The sequence below is a fragment of the Sphingobium sp. RS1 genome, from assembly GCF_056156825.1.
The window spans coordinates 614662-633079 of the sequence record NZ_JBLZXE010000003.1 but is presented as its reverse complement, the minus strand read 5'-3'; the positions used below and the strand labels follow the sequence as shown (position 1 = coordinate 633079).

Annotated in this window: 15 protein-coding genes; 8 read left to right on the top strand and 7 right to left on the bottom strand. The window is 64.4% G+C overall.

Annotated features, from left to right (window positions below; all coding sequences use genetic code 11):
• Nucleotides 1–44: 44 nt before the first annotated feature.
• Nucleotides 45–3335, top strand: a complete 3291-nt coding sequence (locus ACNHGR_RS22785) for a hybrid sensor histidine kinase/response regulator (RefSeq protein WP_475289153.1) — start codon at nt 45–47, stop codon at nt 3333–3335.
• A 41-nt stretch (nt 3336–3376) separates the two neighbouring features.
• On the opposite strand, the gene ACNHGR_RS22780 is transcribed toward ACNHGR_RS22785, so the two are convergent.
• Complete coding sequence (locus ACNHGR_RS22780) at nt 3377–3991, bottom strand: response regulator transcription factor (RefSeq protein ID WP_184274230.1); 615 nt, start codon at nt 3989–3991, stop codon at nt 3377–3379.
• 147 nt (nt 3992–4138) lie between these two features.
• A complete protein-coding gene (gene acs, locus ACNHGR_RS22775; protein ID WP_475289150.1) occupies nt 4139–6082 on the bottom strand; it encodes an acetate--CoA ligase in 1944 nt (647 codons plus the stop codon).
• Nucleotides 6083–6271: 189 nt separating this feature from the next.
• On the opposite strand from acs, the gene ACNHGR_RS22770 reads away from it, so the two are divergent.
• Together ACNHGR_RS22770 and ACNHGR_RS22765 are read left to right on the top strand one after the other, a co-directional pair.
• A complete protein-coding gene (locus ACNHGR_RS22770; protein ID WP_475289149.1) occupies nt 6272–7684 on the top strand; it encodes a DcaP family trimeric outer membrane transporter in 1413 nt (470 codons plus the stop codon).
• A 13-nt stretch (nt 7685–7697) separates the two neighbouring features.
• On the top strand, nt 7698–9368 hold the full coding sequence (locus tag ACNHGR_RS22765; RefSeq protein ID WP_475289147.1) for an MFS transporter: 1671 nt from the start codon (nt 7698–7700) through the stop codon (nt 9366–9368).
• A 110-nt stretch (nt 9369–9478) separates the two neighbouring features.
• On the opposite strand, the gene ACNHGR_RS22760 is transcribed toward ACNHGR_RS22765, so the two are convergent.
• From ACNHGR_RS22760 to ligK, 3 genes are all read right to left on the bottom strand, one after another.
• Complete coding sequence (locus ACNHGR_RS22760) at nt 9479–10351, bottom strand: amidohydrolase family protein (protein ID WP_475289145.1); 873 nt, start codon at nt 10349–10351, stop codon at nt 9479–9481.
• A 105-nt stretch (nt 10352–10456) separates the two neighbouring features.
• Entirely contained in the window at nt 10457–11518 is a 1062-nt protein-coding gene (locus ACNHGR_RS22755) for a 4-oxalomesaconate tautomerase (RefSeq protein ID WP_475289144.1), read from the bottom strand.
• Nucleotides 11519–11615: 97 nt separating this feature from the next.
• The gene (gene ligK / locus ACNHGR_RS22750; protein ID WP_184274222.1) at nt 11616–12290 is read right to left on the bottom strand and encodes a 4-carboxy-4-hydroxy-2-oxoadipate aldolase/oxaloacetate decarboxylase; all 675 of its coding nucleotides are present in this window, start codon (nt 12288–12290) and stop codon (nt 11616–11618) included.
• A gap of 127 nt (nt 12291–12417) precedes the next feature.
• Here ligK and ACNHGR_RS22745 point away from each other — a divergent pair, with 127 nt between their 5' ends.
• On the top strand, nt 12418–13563 hold the full coding sequence (locus tag ACNHGR_RS22745) for a LysR substrate-binding domain-containing protein (RefSeq protein WP_184274899.1): 1146 nt from the start codon (nt 12418–12420) through the stop codon (nt 13561–13563).
• On the opposite strand, the gene ACNHGR_RS22740 is transcribed toward ACNHGR_RS22745, so the two are convergent.
• Both ACNHGR_RS22740 and ACNHGR_RS22735 read right to left on the bottom strand, forming a co-directional pair.
• On the bottom strand, nt 13560–14399 hold the full coding sequence (locus ACNHGR_RS22740) for a class III extradiol dioxygenase family protein (protein ID WP_475289142.1): 840 nt from the start codon (nt 14397–14399) through the stop codon (nt 13560–13562). The genes ACNHGR_RS22745 and ACNHGR_RS22740 overlap by 4 nt on opposite strands.
• A gap of 3 nt (nt 14400–14402) precedes the next feature.
• Entirely contained in the window at nt 14403–14774 is a 372-nt protein-coding gene (locus ACNHGR_RS22735; protein ID WP_475289141.1) for a protocatechuate 4,5-dioxygenase subunit alpha, read from the bottom strand.
• Between the two features lie 209 nt (nt 14775–14983).
• Between ACNHGR_RS22735 and ACNHGR_RS22730 the strand changes: the two genes are divergently transcribed.
• The 4 genes from ACNHGR_RS22730 to ACNHGR_RS22715 all read left to right on the top strand — a co-directional run bounded on the left by ACNHGR_RS22730 (nt 14984) and on the right by ACNHGR_RS22715 (nt 18325).
• Nucleotides 14984–15853, top strand: coding sequence for a DUF1932 domain-containing protein (locus tag ACNHGR_RS22730; protein ID WP_475289139.1), 870 nt, complete (start codon nt 14984–14986; stop codon nt 15851–15853).
• 102 nt (nt 15854–15955) lie between these two features.
• On the top strand, nt 15956–16981 hold the full coding sequence (locus ACNHGR_RS22725; protein WP_475289137.1) for an amidohydrolase family protein: 1026 nt from the start codon (nt 15956–15958) through the stop codon (nt 16979–16981).
• On the top strand, nt 16978–17430 hold the full coding sequence (gene ligA, locus ACNHGR_RS22720) for a protocatechuate 4,5-dioxygenase subunit alpha (RefSeq protein WP_475289135.1): 453 nt from the start codon (nt 16978–16980) through the stop codon (nt 17428–17430). The genes ACNHGR_RS22725 and ligA overlap by 4 nt, the downstream gene beginning before the upstream one ends.
• Nucleotide 17431: 1 nt before the next feature.
• Nucleotides 17432–18325 carry a class III extradiol dioxygenase subunit beta gene (locus tag ACNHGR_RS22715; RefSeq protein ID WP_475289133.1) on the top strand — a complete coding sequence of 298 codons (894 nt, stop codon included), beginning with the start codon at nt 17432–17434 and terminating at the stop codon, nt 18323–18325.
• Nucleotides 18326–18418: the final 93 nt, after the last annotated feature.

Below are 18418 nucleotides of genomic sequence, written 5' to 3'. Positions count from 1 at the left end.
TCGGACCGATTGGCGTGGCGGCCGTAGCGGCCTATGCCTGACACATGTCCACCGCCATCCTCCTGGCCATCCTTTACGCGGCGCTGCTGTTCGGCGGCGCGGCACTGGCCCATCGTTATCGCGCACGGCTGAACGGATCGCGCTGGCGCATCCATGCCTATGGGCTGGCGCTGGCCGTCTACTGCACCAGCTGGACCTATTTCGGCGCGGTCGGCAGCGCCGCGAAGGGGGGATGGGACTATCTGCCCATCTATCTGGGACCAGCGCTGCTGATGGGGCTGGGCGGCGGGTTCTTGCGCCGCCTGCATGTCGAAGTGCATCGCGACGGCGCGACATCCATATCCGACTTTATCGGATCGCGCTTTGGCAAGAGCCGGGTGATCGCGGCGCTGGTGACGATCATCCTGCTGTTCGGCACCATCCCTTATGTCGCATTGCAATTGCGGTCGGTCGCCTTCAGCTTCGCCTTGGTGTCCCGCACGCCCGAAAGCACGATGCCCATGATCGGGGCGTCGGCCGCACTGGCGCTGTTTGCCATCCTGTTCGGGGCACGCCGCTATCAGGTTGCGGGGCAGAATGAAGCGATCCTGTTTGCGGTGGCCACGGAATCGGTCCTGAAGCTGGTCGCGTTGTTGCCGGTTGCCGGGCTTGCGGGCTGGCTGCTCTGGACGATGCCAGCCGCGCAGCTGGGGGAGGGGCTGGCGGCGTTCCGCAGCGGCTTCGCGCCGGCACGGCTAGATAGCGATTTCGTCGTGACGACCCTGTTGTCGATGCTGACGATCCTCTGCCTGCCACGCCAGTTCTTCGTCAGCGTGATGGAAGCCCGCGGGCCCGATGACATCATGCGGGCGCGCTGGGGCTTCATGGCCTATCTGCTGGTGACGGTACTGGCCGTGCCGCCGATCGCAGCGGCCGGGCTGGCGCTGCTGGGCGAGGGGGCGGTACCTGACCTGTTCGTGCTTAGCCTGCCGCAGCATTTCGGCTTCAACGCGCTGGCGCTGCTAGTATTTTTTGGCGGGTTGTCGGCGGCGATGGCGATGGTGGTGACGGAGATCGTTGCCATATCCAGCATGATTTCCAACGACCTGTTTGCGCCTGTCCTGCTGCGCCGGTCGGGCGGCAGCGGCCATATGGGCGAGCGGCTGCTGTGGATACGGCGCGCCGCCATCGTCGGCCTGATTGCGGCTGCCGCCTTCTATGCGATGGCGACGCCGCTGACGACCGGGCTGGCATCGGTGGGACTGATCGCCTTCGTCGCTATCGCCCAATGCGCGCCCGCGCTCATCTGCGCCGTTTACAAGCCGCATAATGATGCTGTCGCCGGGGGCGCCGGTTTGCTGACCGGCTTTGCCATATGGATGCTGGCCCTGTTCCTGCCGTCGGTGGGTCTGCTCCCCGCATGGATCGATCACTGGACTGGCGGCAATGCCGTGACATTGGGGACGATCGCCAGCCTGGGCGGCAATATGCTGGTGACGCTGCTGGTGTCGGCCCGTGTGGTTGGTGCGGCGGGGCTGGTGCGGCAGCGCGGGATTGCGCCGATCGGCACGATGGCGGCGTTGGGCGATCTGGTCACGCGCTTTGTCGGCGTGGATGCAGCGGCGGAACTGTTCGGACCAGACGAACGGTCGGACAGGCCGATCGACCAGGGCAGCGCCCGCTTGGCCGAACGGCTGATCGGCAGCGTGGTGGGCGCATCATCCGCCCGCGCGATCATGGCGTCGGCCATTACCGGGCAAGGAATGGGTTTTGCCGAGGTGGCGCAGGTGCTGGATGCGTCCGGGCAATCGCTCCATTTTTCGCAAGGGCTGCTGGCGGCGACGTTGGAGAATATCGATGTCGGCGTCAGCGTGATCGATCGGGATCTGCGGCTGATCGCCTGGAACAGCCGCTATATGGACCTGTTCCGCTATCCGCCCGGCATGATCCGGGTGGGGGTGCCGATCGCCGACCTGATCCGCTTCAATGCCGAGCGGGGGGATTGTGGTCCCGGCGAGGTAGACGATCATGTCGCCCGGCGACTGGGCCATATGCGCAGTCGCAGGCCGCACAGTTTCGAACGGCACCGGCCCGACGGACGCGTCATCAAGACGGTGGGCGGGGCGATGCCTGATGGCGGCTATGTGATGAGTTTCACCGACATCACGATCGAGGCTCAGGCGCGGGACGCGACCGAGACGGCACGGCGCGACCTGGAGCAGGCAGTGGCGCAGCGCACGGCGGAATTGTCGCAGGTAAATGCCAAACTGGCGACGGCGATGGCGGACAAGACGCGCTTTCTGGCGGCGGCGAGCCATGACCTGTTGCAGCCATTGCACGCAGCCATGCTCTTTTCATCGGCGCTTCGGCGGCGGCTTGCCGAGCCAGAACGGGCGATGCTGGCGCGACTGGACCGGTCAATCGAGGGAGCCAATGATTTGCTGGCGGCGCTGCTCGACATATCGCGGCTGGATGCCGGCGGGGTGACGCCGCAGCCGACGCGCTTTGCCGCGCGGGCGATGCTGGTCGATCTGGTCGAGAGCCTGGCGCCGCTGGCGGCGGAAAAGGGGTTGTCGCTGCGGGTTGGGGCAGGGGATGGCTGGGTCGAGACGGATCGGTCGCTGCTGCGCTCGATCGTCCAGAATTTCTTGTCCAACGCGATCCGCTATACCGAGCGGGGCGGGATCATCGTCGCGGCGCGGCGGCAAGGGCAAAGCCTTCGGATTGAAGTGCGTGACAGTGGCATCGGCATCGCGTCCGACAAATTGGACATCATCTTCCGCGAGTTCGAGCGGCTGGGGCAGGGGAGTGAGAATGGTATCGGTCTGGGGCTGGCGATCGTGGAGCGATCCGCCGCGCTGATCGGGGCAGAGGTGGACGTCTGGTCGCGTGAGGAACGGGGAAGCTGCTTTGCCGTGCGCCTGCCACGGGTGATGGCCGATGTGGGTGAGAGTTCGGGTCCGGAGGGCGTGAGCGCGATTGAAGCATCGGGGCGTAGACTGCTGGTGGTGGATGACGATGCTGCCAACCGGGCGGCGATGCGGGCGGTGCTGGAGGCGACGGGCAATGGCTGCGTGGCTGCGGGATTCGAGGCCGAGGCGCTGGCCGCGAAGGGGGATTTTGATGGTGCATTGGTCGATTTCGAACTGGGCGCGGTGCGGGATGGCATTGACCTGATCGATGCGCTGCGCGAGCGGTGGCCCGGCCTGCCGGTGGCGCTGGTGACGGCGGAGCGGGGAGAGGCCATGCTGGCCCGTGCCCGCGAACGAGGGATCGCCATCCTTGCCAAGCCGCTGGGCGGGGCAGTGCTGGAGCGCTGGATTGAAGGGCTGGAATGGCGCAATCGGGGTGAATAAGGATAATATCGGTTAAGTTAATAACCACATAGGTTCAAGCGTTATCGATCGGCACCTAACCCCAATGCGCGAGCGGCCAGTGCGGCCTGAGTGCGGTTTTGGACGCCTAGTTTCGCCAGCACGGTGGTCATGTGCGACTTGATGGTCGATTCCGCCACGCCCAGTTCATACGCGATCTGCTTGTTGAGCTGACCGTCGAGCACGCCCAGCAGCACTCGCAACTGGGTGGGCGTGAGTGAAGCGACCTTGTGCGCCATATCGTCGACATCGCTCGCGGAGGCAGGGACGGGTGCAGGACTATGCCCATCCAGCGCGGCGGCGATAGCCTGTTCGATCACGGACAGATCCTGATCCTTGCCGATGAAGCCGACTGCGCCATAGCGGCGCGCTTCGGGTGAGGCGACCTGCGCCTCCGCACTGGAAATGACGAGGATGGGGACGGAGGGGCGCTCTGCATGGAGCAGGGCGACGCCGGAAAAGCCGGCCGATCCCGGCATTTTCAGGTCGAGCAGGATGAGGAGCAGGTCGCTGGTTGCGCCGGCGATTTCCACCGCGCGGTCGAGGGTCGAGGCTTCGACTATGCGCGCCTGCGGGGCGACCGCTTCCACCGCCATGACCAGCGCCTGACGGAAGAGCGGATGATCGTCCGCCACCATTATGGTGCCCAATGTCGCAGGCGTCGTCGTCAGCGTCGCGTTCCTCTCCGGGGCCGATACGGCCGGTCTGTCACCGGTCCGGGATAGGGACTTGCCCCGATGGGGGGCAAGTCCTTTATGGTTATTTTCCGTTGCTCGAACGGCCTGTCAGGCGTGCGCCAACTGGCTGTCGGCGATCAGCTTTTCGACCACCGACGGATCGGCCAGCGTGGAAATATCGCCCAGCGCGCCGGTTTCGCCTTCCGCGATCTTGCGCAGGATGCGGCGCATGATCTTGCCCGATCGGGTCTTGGGCAGGCCTGGGGCGAACTGGATGATGTCGGGCGTCGCGATCGGGCCGATTTCATTGCGGACCCAGGCCACGAGCAGTTTGCGCAATTCGTCCGACGGCGTTTCATTGGCGTTGAGGGTGACATAGGCATAGATGCCCTGACCCTTGATCGCGTGGGGCATGCCCACGACGGCGGCTTCGGCGACCTTGGAATGGGCGACCAGCGCGCTTTCGATCTCCGCCGTGCCCATGCGGTGCCCGGACACGTTGATGACGTCGTCCACCCGGCCGGTGATCCAATAATAGCCGTCCTCGTCGCGGCGGGCGCCGTCGCCGGTGAAATAGCGGCCGGGGTAAGTGGTGAAATAGGTCTGGAAGAAGCGTTCATGGTCGCCATAGACGGTGCGCATCTGCCCCGGCCAGCTTTTGGCGATGCAGAGATTTCCCTCCGTCGCACCGTCCAGTGTCTTCCCCTCGGCATCGACCAGCAGGGGGTGAACCCCAAACAGGGGCTTCGTCGCCGAACCGGGCTTAAGGTCGGTGGCGCCGGGCAGGGGGGCGATCAATATGCCGCCGGTTTCGGTCTGCCACCAGGTATCCACGATCGGGCAGCGTCCTTCTCCCACGACGCGGTGATACCATTCCCAGGCTTCCGGATTGATCGGTTCGCCCACGCTGCCCAGGATGCGCAGCGAGGTGCGGCTAGCGGCCTGCACATAGGCGTCGCCCTCGCGCATCAGGGCGCGGAGCGCCGTCGGCGCGGTGTAGAAGATCGACACGTTCCATTTGTCGCAAACCTGCCAGAAACGGCTGTGATCGGGATAATTGGGGACGCCTTCGAACATCAAAGTGGTCGCGCCATTGGCCAGCGGACCATAGACGACATAGCTGTGGCCGGTGACCCAGCCGATATCGGCGGTGCACCAATAGACATCGCCGGGGCGATAATCGAACACATGTTCATGCGTCATCGACGCCCAGAGCAGATAGCCGCCAGTCGTATGCAACACGCCCTTGGGCGTGCCAGTGGAGCCGGAGGTGTAGAGGATGAAGAGCGGGTCTTCAGCGCCCATCGCTTCGGGGGCGTAAGCGGTCGCGGCAGCGTCACGGGCGGGACCGTAGAAGAGGTCGCGGCCCTCCCGCATCGCCACGTCGGCGCCGGTGCGTTGGACGACGATGACCTTCTCGACCGATGTGCAATGATCGAGCGCGGCGTCGACATTCGCCTTGAGCGCGACCTTCTTGCCACCGCGCAGCCCTTCGTCAGCGGTGACGACGAGGCGGGAGTCGCAGTCGCGGATGCGGCTGGCGAGGCTGTCGGGCGAGAAGCCGGCGAAGACGATCGAATGGACCGCGCCGATGCGCGTGCAGGCCAGCATGGCGAACGCGGCCTCAGGGATCATCGGGAGATAGAGCGTGACCCGGTCGCCGCGCTGTACGCCCTGGCTTTTGAGCACATTGGCAAAGCGGCAGACTTCCTCATGCAACTGGGCATAGGTGATGATGCGGCTTTCGGACGGATCGTCGCCTTCCCAGATGATCGCGGGCTGGTCGGCGCGGGTCGCGAGATGGCGGTCGATGCAGTTGGCGCTGACATTGAGCTGCCCGTCGGCGAACCAGCTGATGCCGAAATCGGCCTCGTCAAAGCTGCTTTCGTCCACTTTCGTAAAGGGCGTGATCCAGTCCAGCCGTTGCGCCTGCTCGCGCCAGAAGGCGTCGGGATCGGTCGCGCTCAGGGCATGCATGCCGGCGGCGGTCTGTGCGGTGATGCGGGCGTCTGCGGCCAAGGCAGCAGGGACGGGATATAGCGTTTCGCTCATAGTCGAGAACCTCTCCAGCTCTTTGCCCCAGCCTATCGTAGCAAGGGCGGACCGCCATCCTCGACCAAAGTCGAGGGTCTTTGGCACCATGGTCCGCCTTCTCTCCGACCCGGCTCCGTCCGCATGATGGTGGCACAAGCCGGATCGCCACCAACCCCGCGCAGACGGGATCATCCGGCACGGAGAGGCATGATGAAGTTAGTGACGTCGGCATATTGGCCGACTTATCGAAACTGGCGGAACGGTGCGGCGATCGGCGCGCTGGCGGCCACCATGGTCGCCGGGCCGGGCGCGCTGGCGCAGACCCCGCGCGAAGCGGAACTGGAAGCGCGACTGAACCAGCTGGAAGCTGCGGTGACGGCGCTGAAAGGCGAGTTGCAGGCGGCAAAGGCTGACCAGCAGGTATCGGCACAGATTGCCCAAAAGGCGGACAGCCGCGTCACCGCGCTGGAAAACAAGCCGGCGGCGGAGGGTTTCCAGATCGGCGGCACCAGCTTCAAGATGGGTGGATTCGTCAAGATGGTGGGCAGCGCGACCCGCTATGACGATGGCGAGATGCCGGGCGGGGCGCTGGGCAAGGAATTTTATTTGCCGCAGCAGATCCCGGTCGGGGGGCGCAGCAGTCACGATGTGATCGGCCATGCCCGGCAGAGCCGGCTGTCGTTCGAGACGGAAACGCCTGTCGGCACCAAGGTGCTCAAGAGCTATATCGAGTTCGATTTCGGGCTGGCGACCGCGCCGGCCGGGGCGCAACGGGCGACCAATCCCTATACACCGACGCTGCGCCGCGCTTATTTCACTTATGGCAACTGGCTGCTGGGACAGGAATGGACGACCTTCCAGAGTCCCAGCCTGCTGCCCGAAACCACCGATTTCGTGGGACCGATGGAGGGTACGGTCTTCGTGCGCCAGCTGATCGCGCAATATCGTCAGCCGCTGGCCGACAATCTGTCGCTCTATGTGGCGGCGGAAAATCCGCAGACCGAAACGGTGACGCCGACTGCGGCGGCGCTGGTCGACCATGATAATGACCGCATGCCCGATCTGGTGGCCAAGCTCGCCTACAAGAGCAAGGCGCTGGAATGGCATGTCGCCGGGCTGATGCGCATGCTGTCCGTGAATCGTGAGGAACAGGGCGGTGCTCCGGATGATAGCGCGATGGGCTGGGGCGTCAGCGGGGGGGCGCGCGTCGCCTTCGGTCCGCAGGGGCGGCATGATGTGCGCCTGCTCGCTACCTATGGCCGTGGTATCGGCCGCTATCTGGGGCTGGGCGCGGTGGCCGACGTGGTGGACGATCCGACGGAGACGCAGCGGCTGGGGCTGGTCAGCAACCTGTCGGGCTATGCGGCGGTGAAGCTGGGCTGGACCGACAGCCTGCGTTCCACCTTCATGGCGGGCTATCACCGGGCCTATTATCCGTCCGATTTCACGGTGCCGGGGCTGGCGGACAAGGCCGCCTACAGCCTGGCGGGCAACCTGTTCTGGTCGCCGGTCGAGCATCTCGACCTTGGCATCGAATATCGTCATGCTCAACGCGAAGTCGTCAGCGGCCTCAAGGGCCAGATGGATCGGCTTGAGATGGCGGCCAAATATACATTCTAGAAGGAGAGGGGCTATGGCGACGACCTATGACGACGGCCAGCCGAAACACCATGCGGCGACGCAGAACGAGAAACTCGTCATCGCCGCGTCCTCATTGGGGACGGTGTTCGAATGGTATGATTTCTATCTCTACGGCCTGCTGGCTACCTATATCAGCGCCCAATTTTTTTCGGGCGTGAACGAGACGACCGGCTTCATCTTCGCGTTGGCGGCGTTCGCGGCGGGCTTTGCGGTGCGGCCCTTCGGCGCGCTGGTATTCGGGCGGATCGGCGATCTGGTCGGGCGCAAGAACACTTTCCTCGTCACCATGGGGATCATGGGCCTGTCGACCTTCGCTGTCGGCCTGCTCCCAAGCTATGCCAGCATCGGCGTAGCGGCGCCGATCATCCTGCTGCTCATGCGATTGGCGCAGGGGCTGGCGCTGGGCGGCGAATATGGCGGCGCGGCCACCTATGTCGCCGAACATGCGCCGGAGGGGAAACGCGGCCTCTATACCAGCTGGATTCAGACCACGGCGACCTTCGGCCTGTTCGCGGCGCTGCTGGTTGTCATCGGCTTCCGCTTTGCGCTGGGTGAAGAAGCCTTCGCTGCCTGGGGCTGGCGCCTGCCCTTCCTGATCTCGATCATCCTGCTGGGTGTGTCGATGTGGATAAGGTTGCAGCTCAACGAAAGCCCGGTCTTCCAGAAGATGAAGGAAGAGGGCAAGACGTCCAAGGCGCCGCTGACCGAGGCGTTCGGGCAGTGGGGCAATCTGCGCTGGGTCATCATCGCGCTGCTGGGCGCGGTCGCGGGGCAGGCGGTGGTCTGGTATGCCGGGCAATTCTACGCGCTATTCTTCCTGGAAAAGACGCTGAAGGTGGATGGTGCGACCGCCAATATCCTGATCGCGATCGCGCTGGCGCTGGCCACGCCCTTCTTCGTGGTCTTTGGCTGGCTGTCGGACAAGATCGGGCGCAAGCCGATCATCCTGGGCGGCTGCGCGCTGGCGGCGATCACCTATTTCCCGCTGTTCGGCGCACTGACCAATGCCGCCAATCCGGCGCTGGCGGCGGCGCAGGCGTCCGCACCCATCACCGTCGTCGCCAACAGCAAGGAATGTTCGTTTCAGTTCGATCCCGTGGGCAAGAACAAGTTCGACACGTCGAGTTGCGACATCGCCAAGACCTATCTGGCCAAGGCGAGCGCCAGCTATGACAATGTCGAAGCGCCCGCTGGCAGCGCAGCGGTCGTGAAGATCGGTGCGGTCAGCTTTACAGCGCCCGATCCCGTCACGCTGGCGGGCGAGAACAAGACGGCGGCGATTGCGGCCTTTCAGGACCAGTTGAAGACGGGGCTGAAGGACGCGGGCTATCCGGCCAAGGCGGACACTGCGCAGATCAACAAGGTCGCAGTCGTGGCGATCCTGTGGGCGCTCGCGATGCTGGTGACCATGGTCTATGGTCCGATCGCGGCGATGCTGGTCGAGTTGTTCCCCAGCCGCATCCGCTATACGTCGATGTCGCTGCCCTATCATATCGGCAATGGCTGGTTCGGCGGCTTCCTGCCGACCACCGCCTTCGCCATGGTCGCGGCGACGGGGGATATCTATTACGGCCTCTGGTATCCGGTCGTGATCGCCGCGCTGACGGTGGTGGTCGGCCTGCTGTTCCTGCCGGAGACGTTTCGTCGGAATATCGACGACTGACATCTGCTCTGGCAGATGTCGGCAACGAAATCGCGACAGCGAGTTGGACAGTTTAATCGGTAAAAAAAAACGGCGCCATTTGGCGCCGTTTTTCTTTTTATATCAATATATTATAATTCTTCCGGCCAATAGAGGCGCATCGGGTTGTCGATCAGCAATTTGCGCTGCAATTCGACGGTGGGTGCGATGCGCGGGATCATGTCGACGAGGTGGCCGTCGTCCGGAATATTGTCCTGCATATTGGGATGCGGCCAGTCGGTGCCCCACAGGACGCGGTCCTGATAGTCGGCGACCAGCGGCGCGACCGCGTCGGCAAAGGCGTTCCACGGATCGCCTGTTGGATCGAGGCGGTCGGGGCAGGTCGCCTTGAACCAGATATCATCCCGGCTTTCGAGGAAGGCGCGAAATGCCTTCATGTCGGTTCCGGCGGGCCCCTGCGTCACGTCGGGGCGGCCCATATGGTCGATGACCAGTGGGACGGGGATGGCATCCATGAATGGGCGCAGTTCTTCCAATATGTCGGCCTCGAAATAGATGACGACATGCCAGCCGGCGGGCAGGCGCTTGGCGACGTCAAGGAACTTGTCCTTCGGCGCGTCATCGACCAGCCGTTTCAGGAAGTTGAAGCGGATGCCGCGGATGCCGCCATCATGCAGGGCGGCAAGACCGGCGTCCGAAATGGCCGGATCGACCACGGCGACGCCGCGGGCCTTTCCGTTCGATTTGGCGATGGCGTCCAGCGTGGCGGCATTGTCGGTGCCGTGGCAGCTGGCCTGGACGATAACGTTGCGGGCAAAGCCCAGATGGTCGCGCAGCGCGAACAGCATGTCCGGGCCAGCGTCTTCCGGCAGATATTTCGCCTTCGCGCTGAAAGGGAAATCCGCCATCGGGCCGAATACATGGCAATGGGCGTCGATCGCGCCGGCCGGTGGGGTGTAAAACGGCTTCGACGGATTGCCGTGCCATGATGTGATACGAGTCATATCTCAAAACTCCGTTCGGGCTGAGCCTGTCGAAGCCCGGCCCGTCTTGAAAAGAAGAACGGCCCTTCGACAAGCTCAGGGCGAACGGTTCTCAGGGGGGGTAGATCAGGAAAAAACCACGCCATCCATCAATTTACGGGCGGTGCGCAGCATGGCCGCGCTGGTGACCGTGCCGCTATCGTTCAGTTCCATGACGCAGGTCGTTTCGCCGGTGGGATGTTCGACCGACAGCGTCTTGCGATTGCCTTCTGGGATCGCGGCGACTTCCGCCGCGGGCGATCCTTCGATCAGGCAGGCGGTGGCGACGCTGACCGCACCGAGCACGCCGATCGAGGCATGGGCGCGATGCGGGATGAAACTGCGCACGGTGACCGCGCCGCCATCGCGGGGCGGGGCGACCAGCATCATCTTGGGCACCGACTTGTCCTTGACGTCGCCCAGGTTCATCCGTTCGCCCACGGCCAGGCGGATGGCCTCGATCTTCGCTTTGAGCGCCGCATCATTGTCCAGCGTGTCACGGTCTTCATAGCCGGTGACGCCGACATCCTGCGCCTTCATGACGACGCAGGGCATGCCATTGTCGATCAGGGTGACGGGCACGCCATCCACAACGTCAAAGGGGTTGCCGGTGGGGAGCAGCGCGCCGCAGGAGGAGCCGGCGGTATCGCGAAATTCCAGTGGAATGGGGGCAGCGCTGCCGGGGACGCCGTCGATCCGGGCGTCGCCATCATAGCGGACGATGCCGCCGGGCGTCTGTACCGTGGCGATGGCGATCTGGCCGGTATTTTCCATGAAGATCGCCACGCGAGTCTCGCCGTCCTGCGCGGCGACCAGCCCGCGCTCGATGGCGAAGGGGCCGATGCCGGCAAGGATGTTGCCGCAATTCTGGGCGTCGGTAACGACCGCCTTGTCGACGAAGACCTGGAGGAAGAGATAGTCGACGTCGACCCCCTCCCGCTCGGACGTCTTCACGACGGCGACCTTGCTGGTCAGCGGGTCGGCGCCGCCCATGCCGTCAATCTGGCGCGGGTCGGGCGAGCCCATGACGCGCAGCAGGAAGGCGTCGCGGGCGGCAGTGTCGGCAGGCAGATCCTCGGTCAGGAAATAGCCGCCCTTCGACGTGCCGCCGCGCATCCACATGACGCGGGATTGGGTATGTGCTGTCATCTACGGTTCCGTTCGGTTCGAGCTTGTCGAGAACCCTGCGCGATGGTTCTCGACAAGCGCGAACCGAACGGGGAGGGGCGCACGACAGCCATGAGGCTTAGATGTACTTCAGACCCATTTCTTCGAGGCGGGGGCGCATATTGTAGATGTCGAGGCCGAGTTCGCCGGCGGCAAGGCGGACGCGCTTGGCTTCTTCGGCGGCTTCGCGGGCCTGCGCCTTTTCCAGCACCGAGGCGGCGTCGGCGCGAGGGACGACGCACACGCCGTCATCGTCGGCGATGATGACATCGCCCGGATTGACCAGTGCGTTGGCGCAGATGACCGGGACGTTGACCGAGCCGATCGTGTTCTTGACTGTGCCCTGCGCATGGACAGCCTTCGACCAGACCGGGAAGTTCATCTGCGTGAGGTCGCGCACGTCGCGCACGCCCGCGTCGATGATGAGGCCACGGCAGCCGCGCGCCTGGGCCGACGTGGCGAGCAGGTCGCCGAAATAGCCGTCGGTGCAGGGGCTGGTGGGGGCGAGAACGAGAAGGTCGCCTTCCTTCAACTGCTCGATCGCGACATGGACCATCCAGTTGTCGCCGGGGGCGGCGGAAATGGTGACGGCGTTGCCGGCAATGCGGGCGCCGCTGTAGATGGGGCGCATATAGGCGGCGAGCAGGCCGGTGCGGCCCTGCGCTTCATGGACGGTGGCGACGCCGCATTTGGCGAGGCCGTCGACGACGGAGAGGTCCGCCCGTTCGATATTCTGGACCACGATGCCGGACATGTTGACCTTCTCCTTGAAAACGGCTGCGCGCAAGTGGCGCACTGACAGGCTGCTGGCTGGACCCGTTCGGTGCAAAGGGCAAAAAGGAATATTGGCCAAGCTATTAGTTTTCACTAAACATGCCAATGTGGACTGGACCGAGATCAACCTGCGACACCTGCGCGCGACCGTGGAAATCGCCGATCGCGGGACCATGAACGCGGCAGCGGCGGCGGTAAACCTGACCCAGCCGGCCATCACCCAGGCGCTGGCGCGCTTCGAGGGGTTGCTGGGCGTACCGCTGTTCGACCGGCGCCATGACGGGATGACCGTGACCGATGCGGGGGCGTTGCTGGTCCCGCGGTTTCGCAGCGCGCTGGACCATATTGCCAGCCCGCATGTGACCATGGCGCGGTTCCGCGCGCTGATCGCGCTGGCCGATGCCGGCAGCTATCCGGCGGCCAGTGCGCTCACCGGCCTGTCCATCCCTTCGCTGCATCGCGCGGTCAACGATCTGGGGCTGTCGCTGCGCCGGCCGCTGGTCCGGCGCCGGGGCAAGGTGGTGATGCTGACCGAAACCGGGGCGCGGATGGCGCGCGCCTTTCGGCTGGCGCGGGTGGAATTGATGGCGGCGCTGGCCGAACTGGCGGCGCTGAAAGGGTATGAGACGCGCAGCATCGCCATCGGCGCGATGCCGCTGTCGCGGGCGCGGGTGCTGCCGGCCGCCGTGTCCAGATTCCTGCGGCGACGGCCGGGCGTGCGCATTACCATATTGGAAGGGTCGCGCGGGGAGCTGATCGAACCGCTGCGCAACGGCGCCATCGACATGATGATCGGGGCGCTGCGCCAGCCGTTGCTGGAAGCCGATTTCGAGCAGACCGCCCTGTTCGAGGATCGGCCGGTGGTGATCGCGCGGGCGGGCCATCCGCTGGCGGGCACGCGGCCCGACCTGGCGGAACTGGCGCGCTATCCCTGGATCATCGCCGCGTCCGGCGCGCCGCTGCGCGAAAGTTGGGAGGCGCTGTTCAAGGAACAGGGCATCGCGCTGCCGGTGGTGCCGATCGAGTCGGGATCGGTGATGACGATCCGGCAGCTATTGATCGACAATGATTTCCTGACCCTGTTGTCGCCCGATCAGGTGACGGTGGAGCTGGAAGCCGGGTGGCTGTGCCGGATCGACGCGGCGATCGCGCCGCCGAGCCGGTCGATCGGCATGACCACCCGTGCATCCTGGCGGCCAACCATCGTGCAGGCCGAATTCGCTGCCGATCTGGATGCGGTGGCGCGGGGCTAGGCCGGTTCCAGCAGCAGCGTCGCAGCAGCGGTGTTGGAAATGGGGATATGATAGTTGCGGTGGATTTCCCGCGTCATTGGCCCCAGCGCGCCGCGCGCGGCGATCCAGTTCAGCACCTCCACGCCCTGCGACCCCGCCTTGCGGATGATGTCCAGCACAGTGTCTTGCGTCAGCGCTTCGGGGTCTCGGGCCAGATGGTCGAGGCAGAAGCGGTCATAGTCGGGATTGACGAAGCCCGCCCTTTCGCCGTCCAATTGATGCGACAGGCCGCCGGTGCCGATGATGACGATGCGTTCGTCCCCGTGCCAGGCGGCGAGCGCGCGATGGATGCTGCGGCCGAGCGCGAGACAGCGGGCGGCGGAGGGCAGGGGATGCTGCACCGTGTTGATGGAAACCGGCACCAGCCGCACCGGCCAGGCCGCAGCGTCGGGCCAGGCCAGTTCGAACGGGATGGTCAGCGCGTGGTCGACCCGCATCTTCTGGCAGGAGGTGATGTCGAAATCGTCCGCGACCAGCCGCTCGATCAGATGCCAGCTCAGGTCCGGGTGGCCGGCAAAGGGCTTGTAGAGCGGCAGGCCCCAGCCTTCGTCGGCATTATGATAATCGGGTGCCGCCCCGACCGCGAAGATGGGCATCGTGTCGAGGAAGAAATTGAGGCCGTGATCGTTGCTGAACACGATCGCGACATCGGGCTTTACCTGCGCCAGCCAGTCATGCACTGCCGGGAAGCCGTCGAAAAAGGGTTTCCAATAGTCGCTTTGCTGTGTGCCCCGATGGATCGCGCCGCCGATGGCGGGGACATGGCTGGTGAAATAGCCGCCGACAATCTGCGCCATGGTTCAAGCCTTTCCCTGATCGAGCAGCATCTGTTTGAAGGCGTCTACGCTCATGCCGGTCTGCTGCGCGCCGACATCCTGGACGTTGAGGCCGAAAATACCGGCCAGCTTGGCAAGATAATAAATGTTGCCGCCGGCCTCGATCATGGCGAGGACGTTGCGCCGGGCGACGGCGTCGCGCTGCTGCGCATTCAGGCTGAAACGGGTGCAATAGCCATCCTCATCGGCGAGGAAGGCCTGACGATTTGCGGCGTCGTTGAAGGAATAGCACATGGCGTTGAGCGCATAGCCGCGCTGGGCCATCGCGCCGTCGAATATGGGTGTGCCTTCGATCGGCTGGGGGCGGATTTGCTCTCGCACAGAATTTGCGCGCATTTCACTCTCCTCAAGGGCGGCGGCGGGAGCCGCGATGGGCGCAGGAAAGGCGCGAAAGGCCGGCCGCTTCCTTGATCGGCGTCAAAATTGGGGGCGGGTAGGAGAGGGGCAGGCCGCAGGCGCGCAATTCTAATCATGTTTAGCCTGTGCTTATGGAACCGTAGCGGTTCCGATTTGTCCGCCCGGCATCCTTCCGACAGAGAGGCGCGATGCAGAGCGATATCGTCCTGATCGGATTTGGCGAAGCCGGCAGCACCTTTGCGGAAGCGGGGGAGTGGCGGGAGCGCGCGTGCGCGTTCGACATCGATTCTACGCGCGGCGATGCGATGACACGACTGGGCGTGACGCAGAACGCGACGCTGGCCGAGGCGCTGAGCGGTGCGCGGCTGGTGCTGTCGCTGGTGACGGCGGACCAGGCGCCGGGCGTGGCGCAGGCGGCGGCGGGGCTGCTGCCGCAGAGCGCGCTCTTTTGCGACATGAACAGCGTGGCGCCGCAGACCAAGCAGGCGGCGGCGGTGGCGATCGAGGCGGCGGGCGGCCATTATGTCGATGTCGCGGTGATGGCGCCGGTCGATCCGGCGCGGCTGAACGTCCCCCTGCTGCTGAGCGGCGCGCAGGCGCAGGCGGCCGAGGCGGCGCTGGGCGCGATGGGGTTTGCCAAGCGGCGCGTGGTGGGCGAGGCCGTGGGCCGCGCCTCTTCGATCAAGATGATCCGGTCGGTGATGGTAAAGGGGCTGGAGGCGCTGACCGCCGAATGTGTGCTGGCGGCGCAGGCGGCCGATGTACTGGACGAGGTGCTGGCATCGCTCGACGCGAGCGAGAAGGCCAAGCCCTGGAACGCGCGGGCCGACTATAATCTGGACCGGATGCTGATCCACGGCGGCCGCCGCGCGGCGGAGATGGAGGAAGTGGCCAAGACGCTGGAGGGCCTTGGCACCGGCGCGATGCTGACGCGCGGCACGGTGCAGCGCCAGCGCGCGATCGGCGCGTTGGGAGTGAAGGCACCGCCCGAAGGGCTGGGTGCGAAGATCGAGCGGATTGTCGGAAAAGAAGAAGCGACCATTTCTTCTCTTGGTTGACGATGAAATGAGCATGGCGCGCCATCGCCTGCGCCCCCGGCTGTCGCCGGGGTGACGATGCAAAGAGGGATGGCGCAGAAATAGAGACGGAGACGAGGACGGATGAGCCTGATTATCGATTGCCACGGTCATTATACCGTTCTGCCCAAGGGGCATGACGCCTGGCGTGAGGAGCAGAAGGCGGCGTTCAAGGCGGGCACGGCATGCCCGCCCTATCCCGAGATCAGCGATGCGGAAATCCGCGAGACGATCGAGGCGAACCAGTTGCGCCTTATCAAGGAGCGTGGCGCGGACCTCACCATCTTCTCCCCGCGCGCGTCGGCGATGGCGCCGCATGTCGGTGACGAGGCGGTGGCGAAGGAGTGGGCGATCCGCTGCAATGACCTGATCGCGCGGGTCGTGGCGATGTTCCCCGAAACCTTCGTCGGCGTGTGCATGCTGCCGCAGTCGCCCAAGGCCGACATGAGCAATTCGATCGCGGAACTGGAGCGCTGCGTCAACGAACTGGGCTTCATCGGCTGCAACCTCAATCCCGATCCGGGCGGCGGCCATTTCACCCACCCGCCGCTGACCGACACATATTGGTATCCCTTCTACGAGAAGATGGTCGAGCTGGACGTGCCGGCGATGATCCATGTGTCGGGCAGCTGCAACTCGGCGATGCACGCGACCGGCGGCTATTATATCGCCGCCGACACCATCGCCTTCATGCAGCTCCTTGAAGGCGACCTGTTCAAGGATTTCCCGACGCTGCGCTTCATCATTCCGCATGGCGGCGGCGCAGTGCCCTATCATTGGGGGCGCTATCGCGGTCTGGCCGACATGCTGAAGAAGCCCGACCTGTCGACGCATCTGATGAACAATATCTTCTTCGACACCTGCGTCTATCACCAGCCGGGCGTCGACCTGCTGGCAGACGTGATTGAAAACAAGAACATATTGTTCGGATCGGAAATGGTCGGCGCGGTGCGCGGCATCGACCCCACCACCGGATTCTATTTCGACGACACCAAACGCTATGTCGACGCGTTGGAGATCAGTGACGAAGAGCGCGCCGCGATCTTCGAGGGCAATGCCCGCCGCGTCTTCCCGCGCCTCGACGCCCAATTGAAGGAGAGGGGACTATGATAACAGAAGATCCCAAGCATCAGGACATTCACGAATATCTGGCCGAGATGGAGGATATCCCCGGCACGCGCGTCTTCACCGCCGCGCGGGCGCGCAAGGGCTATCATATCAACCAGTTCGCGATGAGCCTGATGAACGCGGAGAATCGCGCGAAGTTCAAGGCGGACGAGCGCGCCTATATGGACGAATGGCCGCTGACCGAGGATCAGAAGCAGGCGCTGCTGGCACGCGATTATAATCGCTGCCTGGACCTAGGCGGCAATGTCTATTTCCTGTCGAAGCTGTTTTCGACCGATGGCATTCCGTTCGCCGAAGCGGTCAGCACCATGACCGACATGAAATTCCCGGAATATCGCGAAATGATGATGCAGGGTGGCCGTTCGCCCGAAGGTGTGCGGTCGATCAAGGCCAATGAAGCGGCCGCTGCCGCCAAGAAAGAGGATCGCTGAGATGGCGCGTATTACCGCTGGCGTGGCGTCGAGCCATGTGCCGCTGCTGGGTGTGGCGTCCGATTTCGGCAAGGATCGCGACGATTATTTCGGCCCGATCTTCGCCGGATACGACTGGACCCGCGCGTGGGAAGAGGCCGAAAAGCCCGATGTCGTCATTCTGGTCTATAACGACCATGCCTCCGCCTTCGACATGAAGATCATCCCGACCTTCGCGATCGGTTGTGGCGAGCGCTACAAGTCGGCTGACGAGGGCTGGGGGCCGCGCGCGGTGCCGGACGTGGAGGGGCATCCCGACCTTGCCTGGCACATGGCGCAGAGCCTGGTCCTGGATGAGTTCGACATGACCATCATCAATGAGATGGACGTCGATCATGGCCTGACCGTGCCGCTTTCCATGATGTTCGGCAAGCCCGACGCCTGGCCGTGCAAGGTCGTGCCGCTGGCCGTCAATGTCGTCACCTATCCGCCGCCGTCGGGCAATCGCTGCTGGGCGCTGGGCGAGGCGATCCGCAAGGCGGTCGAGAGCTTCCCCGAGGATCTGAACGTCCAGATCTGGGGCACGGGTGGCATGAGCCATCAGTTGCAGGGGCCGCGCGCGGGACTGATCAACAAGGAATGGGACAATATGTTCCTGGACGGGCTGATCGGCGACAGCGACCATCTGCGCCGCATCCCGCATATCGAATATCTGCGCGAAACCGGCAGCGAAGGCATTGAGATGGTGATGTGGCTGGTGATGCGCGGGGCGCTCGGCAAGAGCACCCGCATGCTGCACCGTCATTATCATGTGCCCTGCTCCAACACGGCGATCGGCCATATGGTGCTGCGTCCCGACAATGGCGAAGGGCTGGACATGACCGGCAGCGATGTGACGGCGATCGCGGCGGAATAGGCCTTTCTCTTTCAACAATCGGCGCGGCTCGCTTCGTTCGCACCCACCCCCGACCCCTCCCTTGAAAGGGAGGGGAGAAGAACAAGGAGTTTT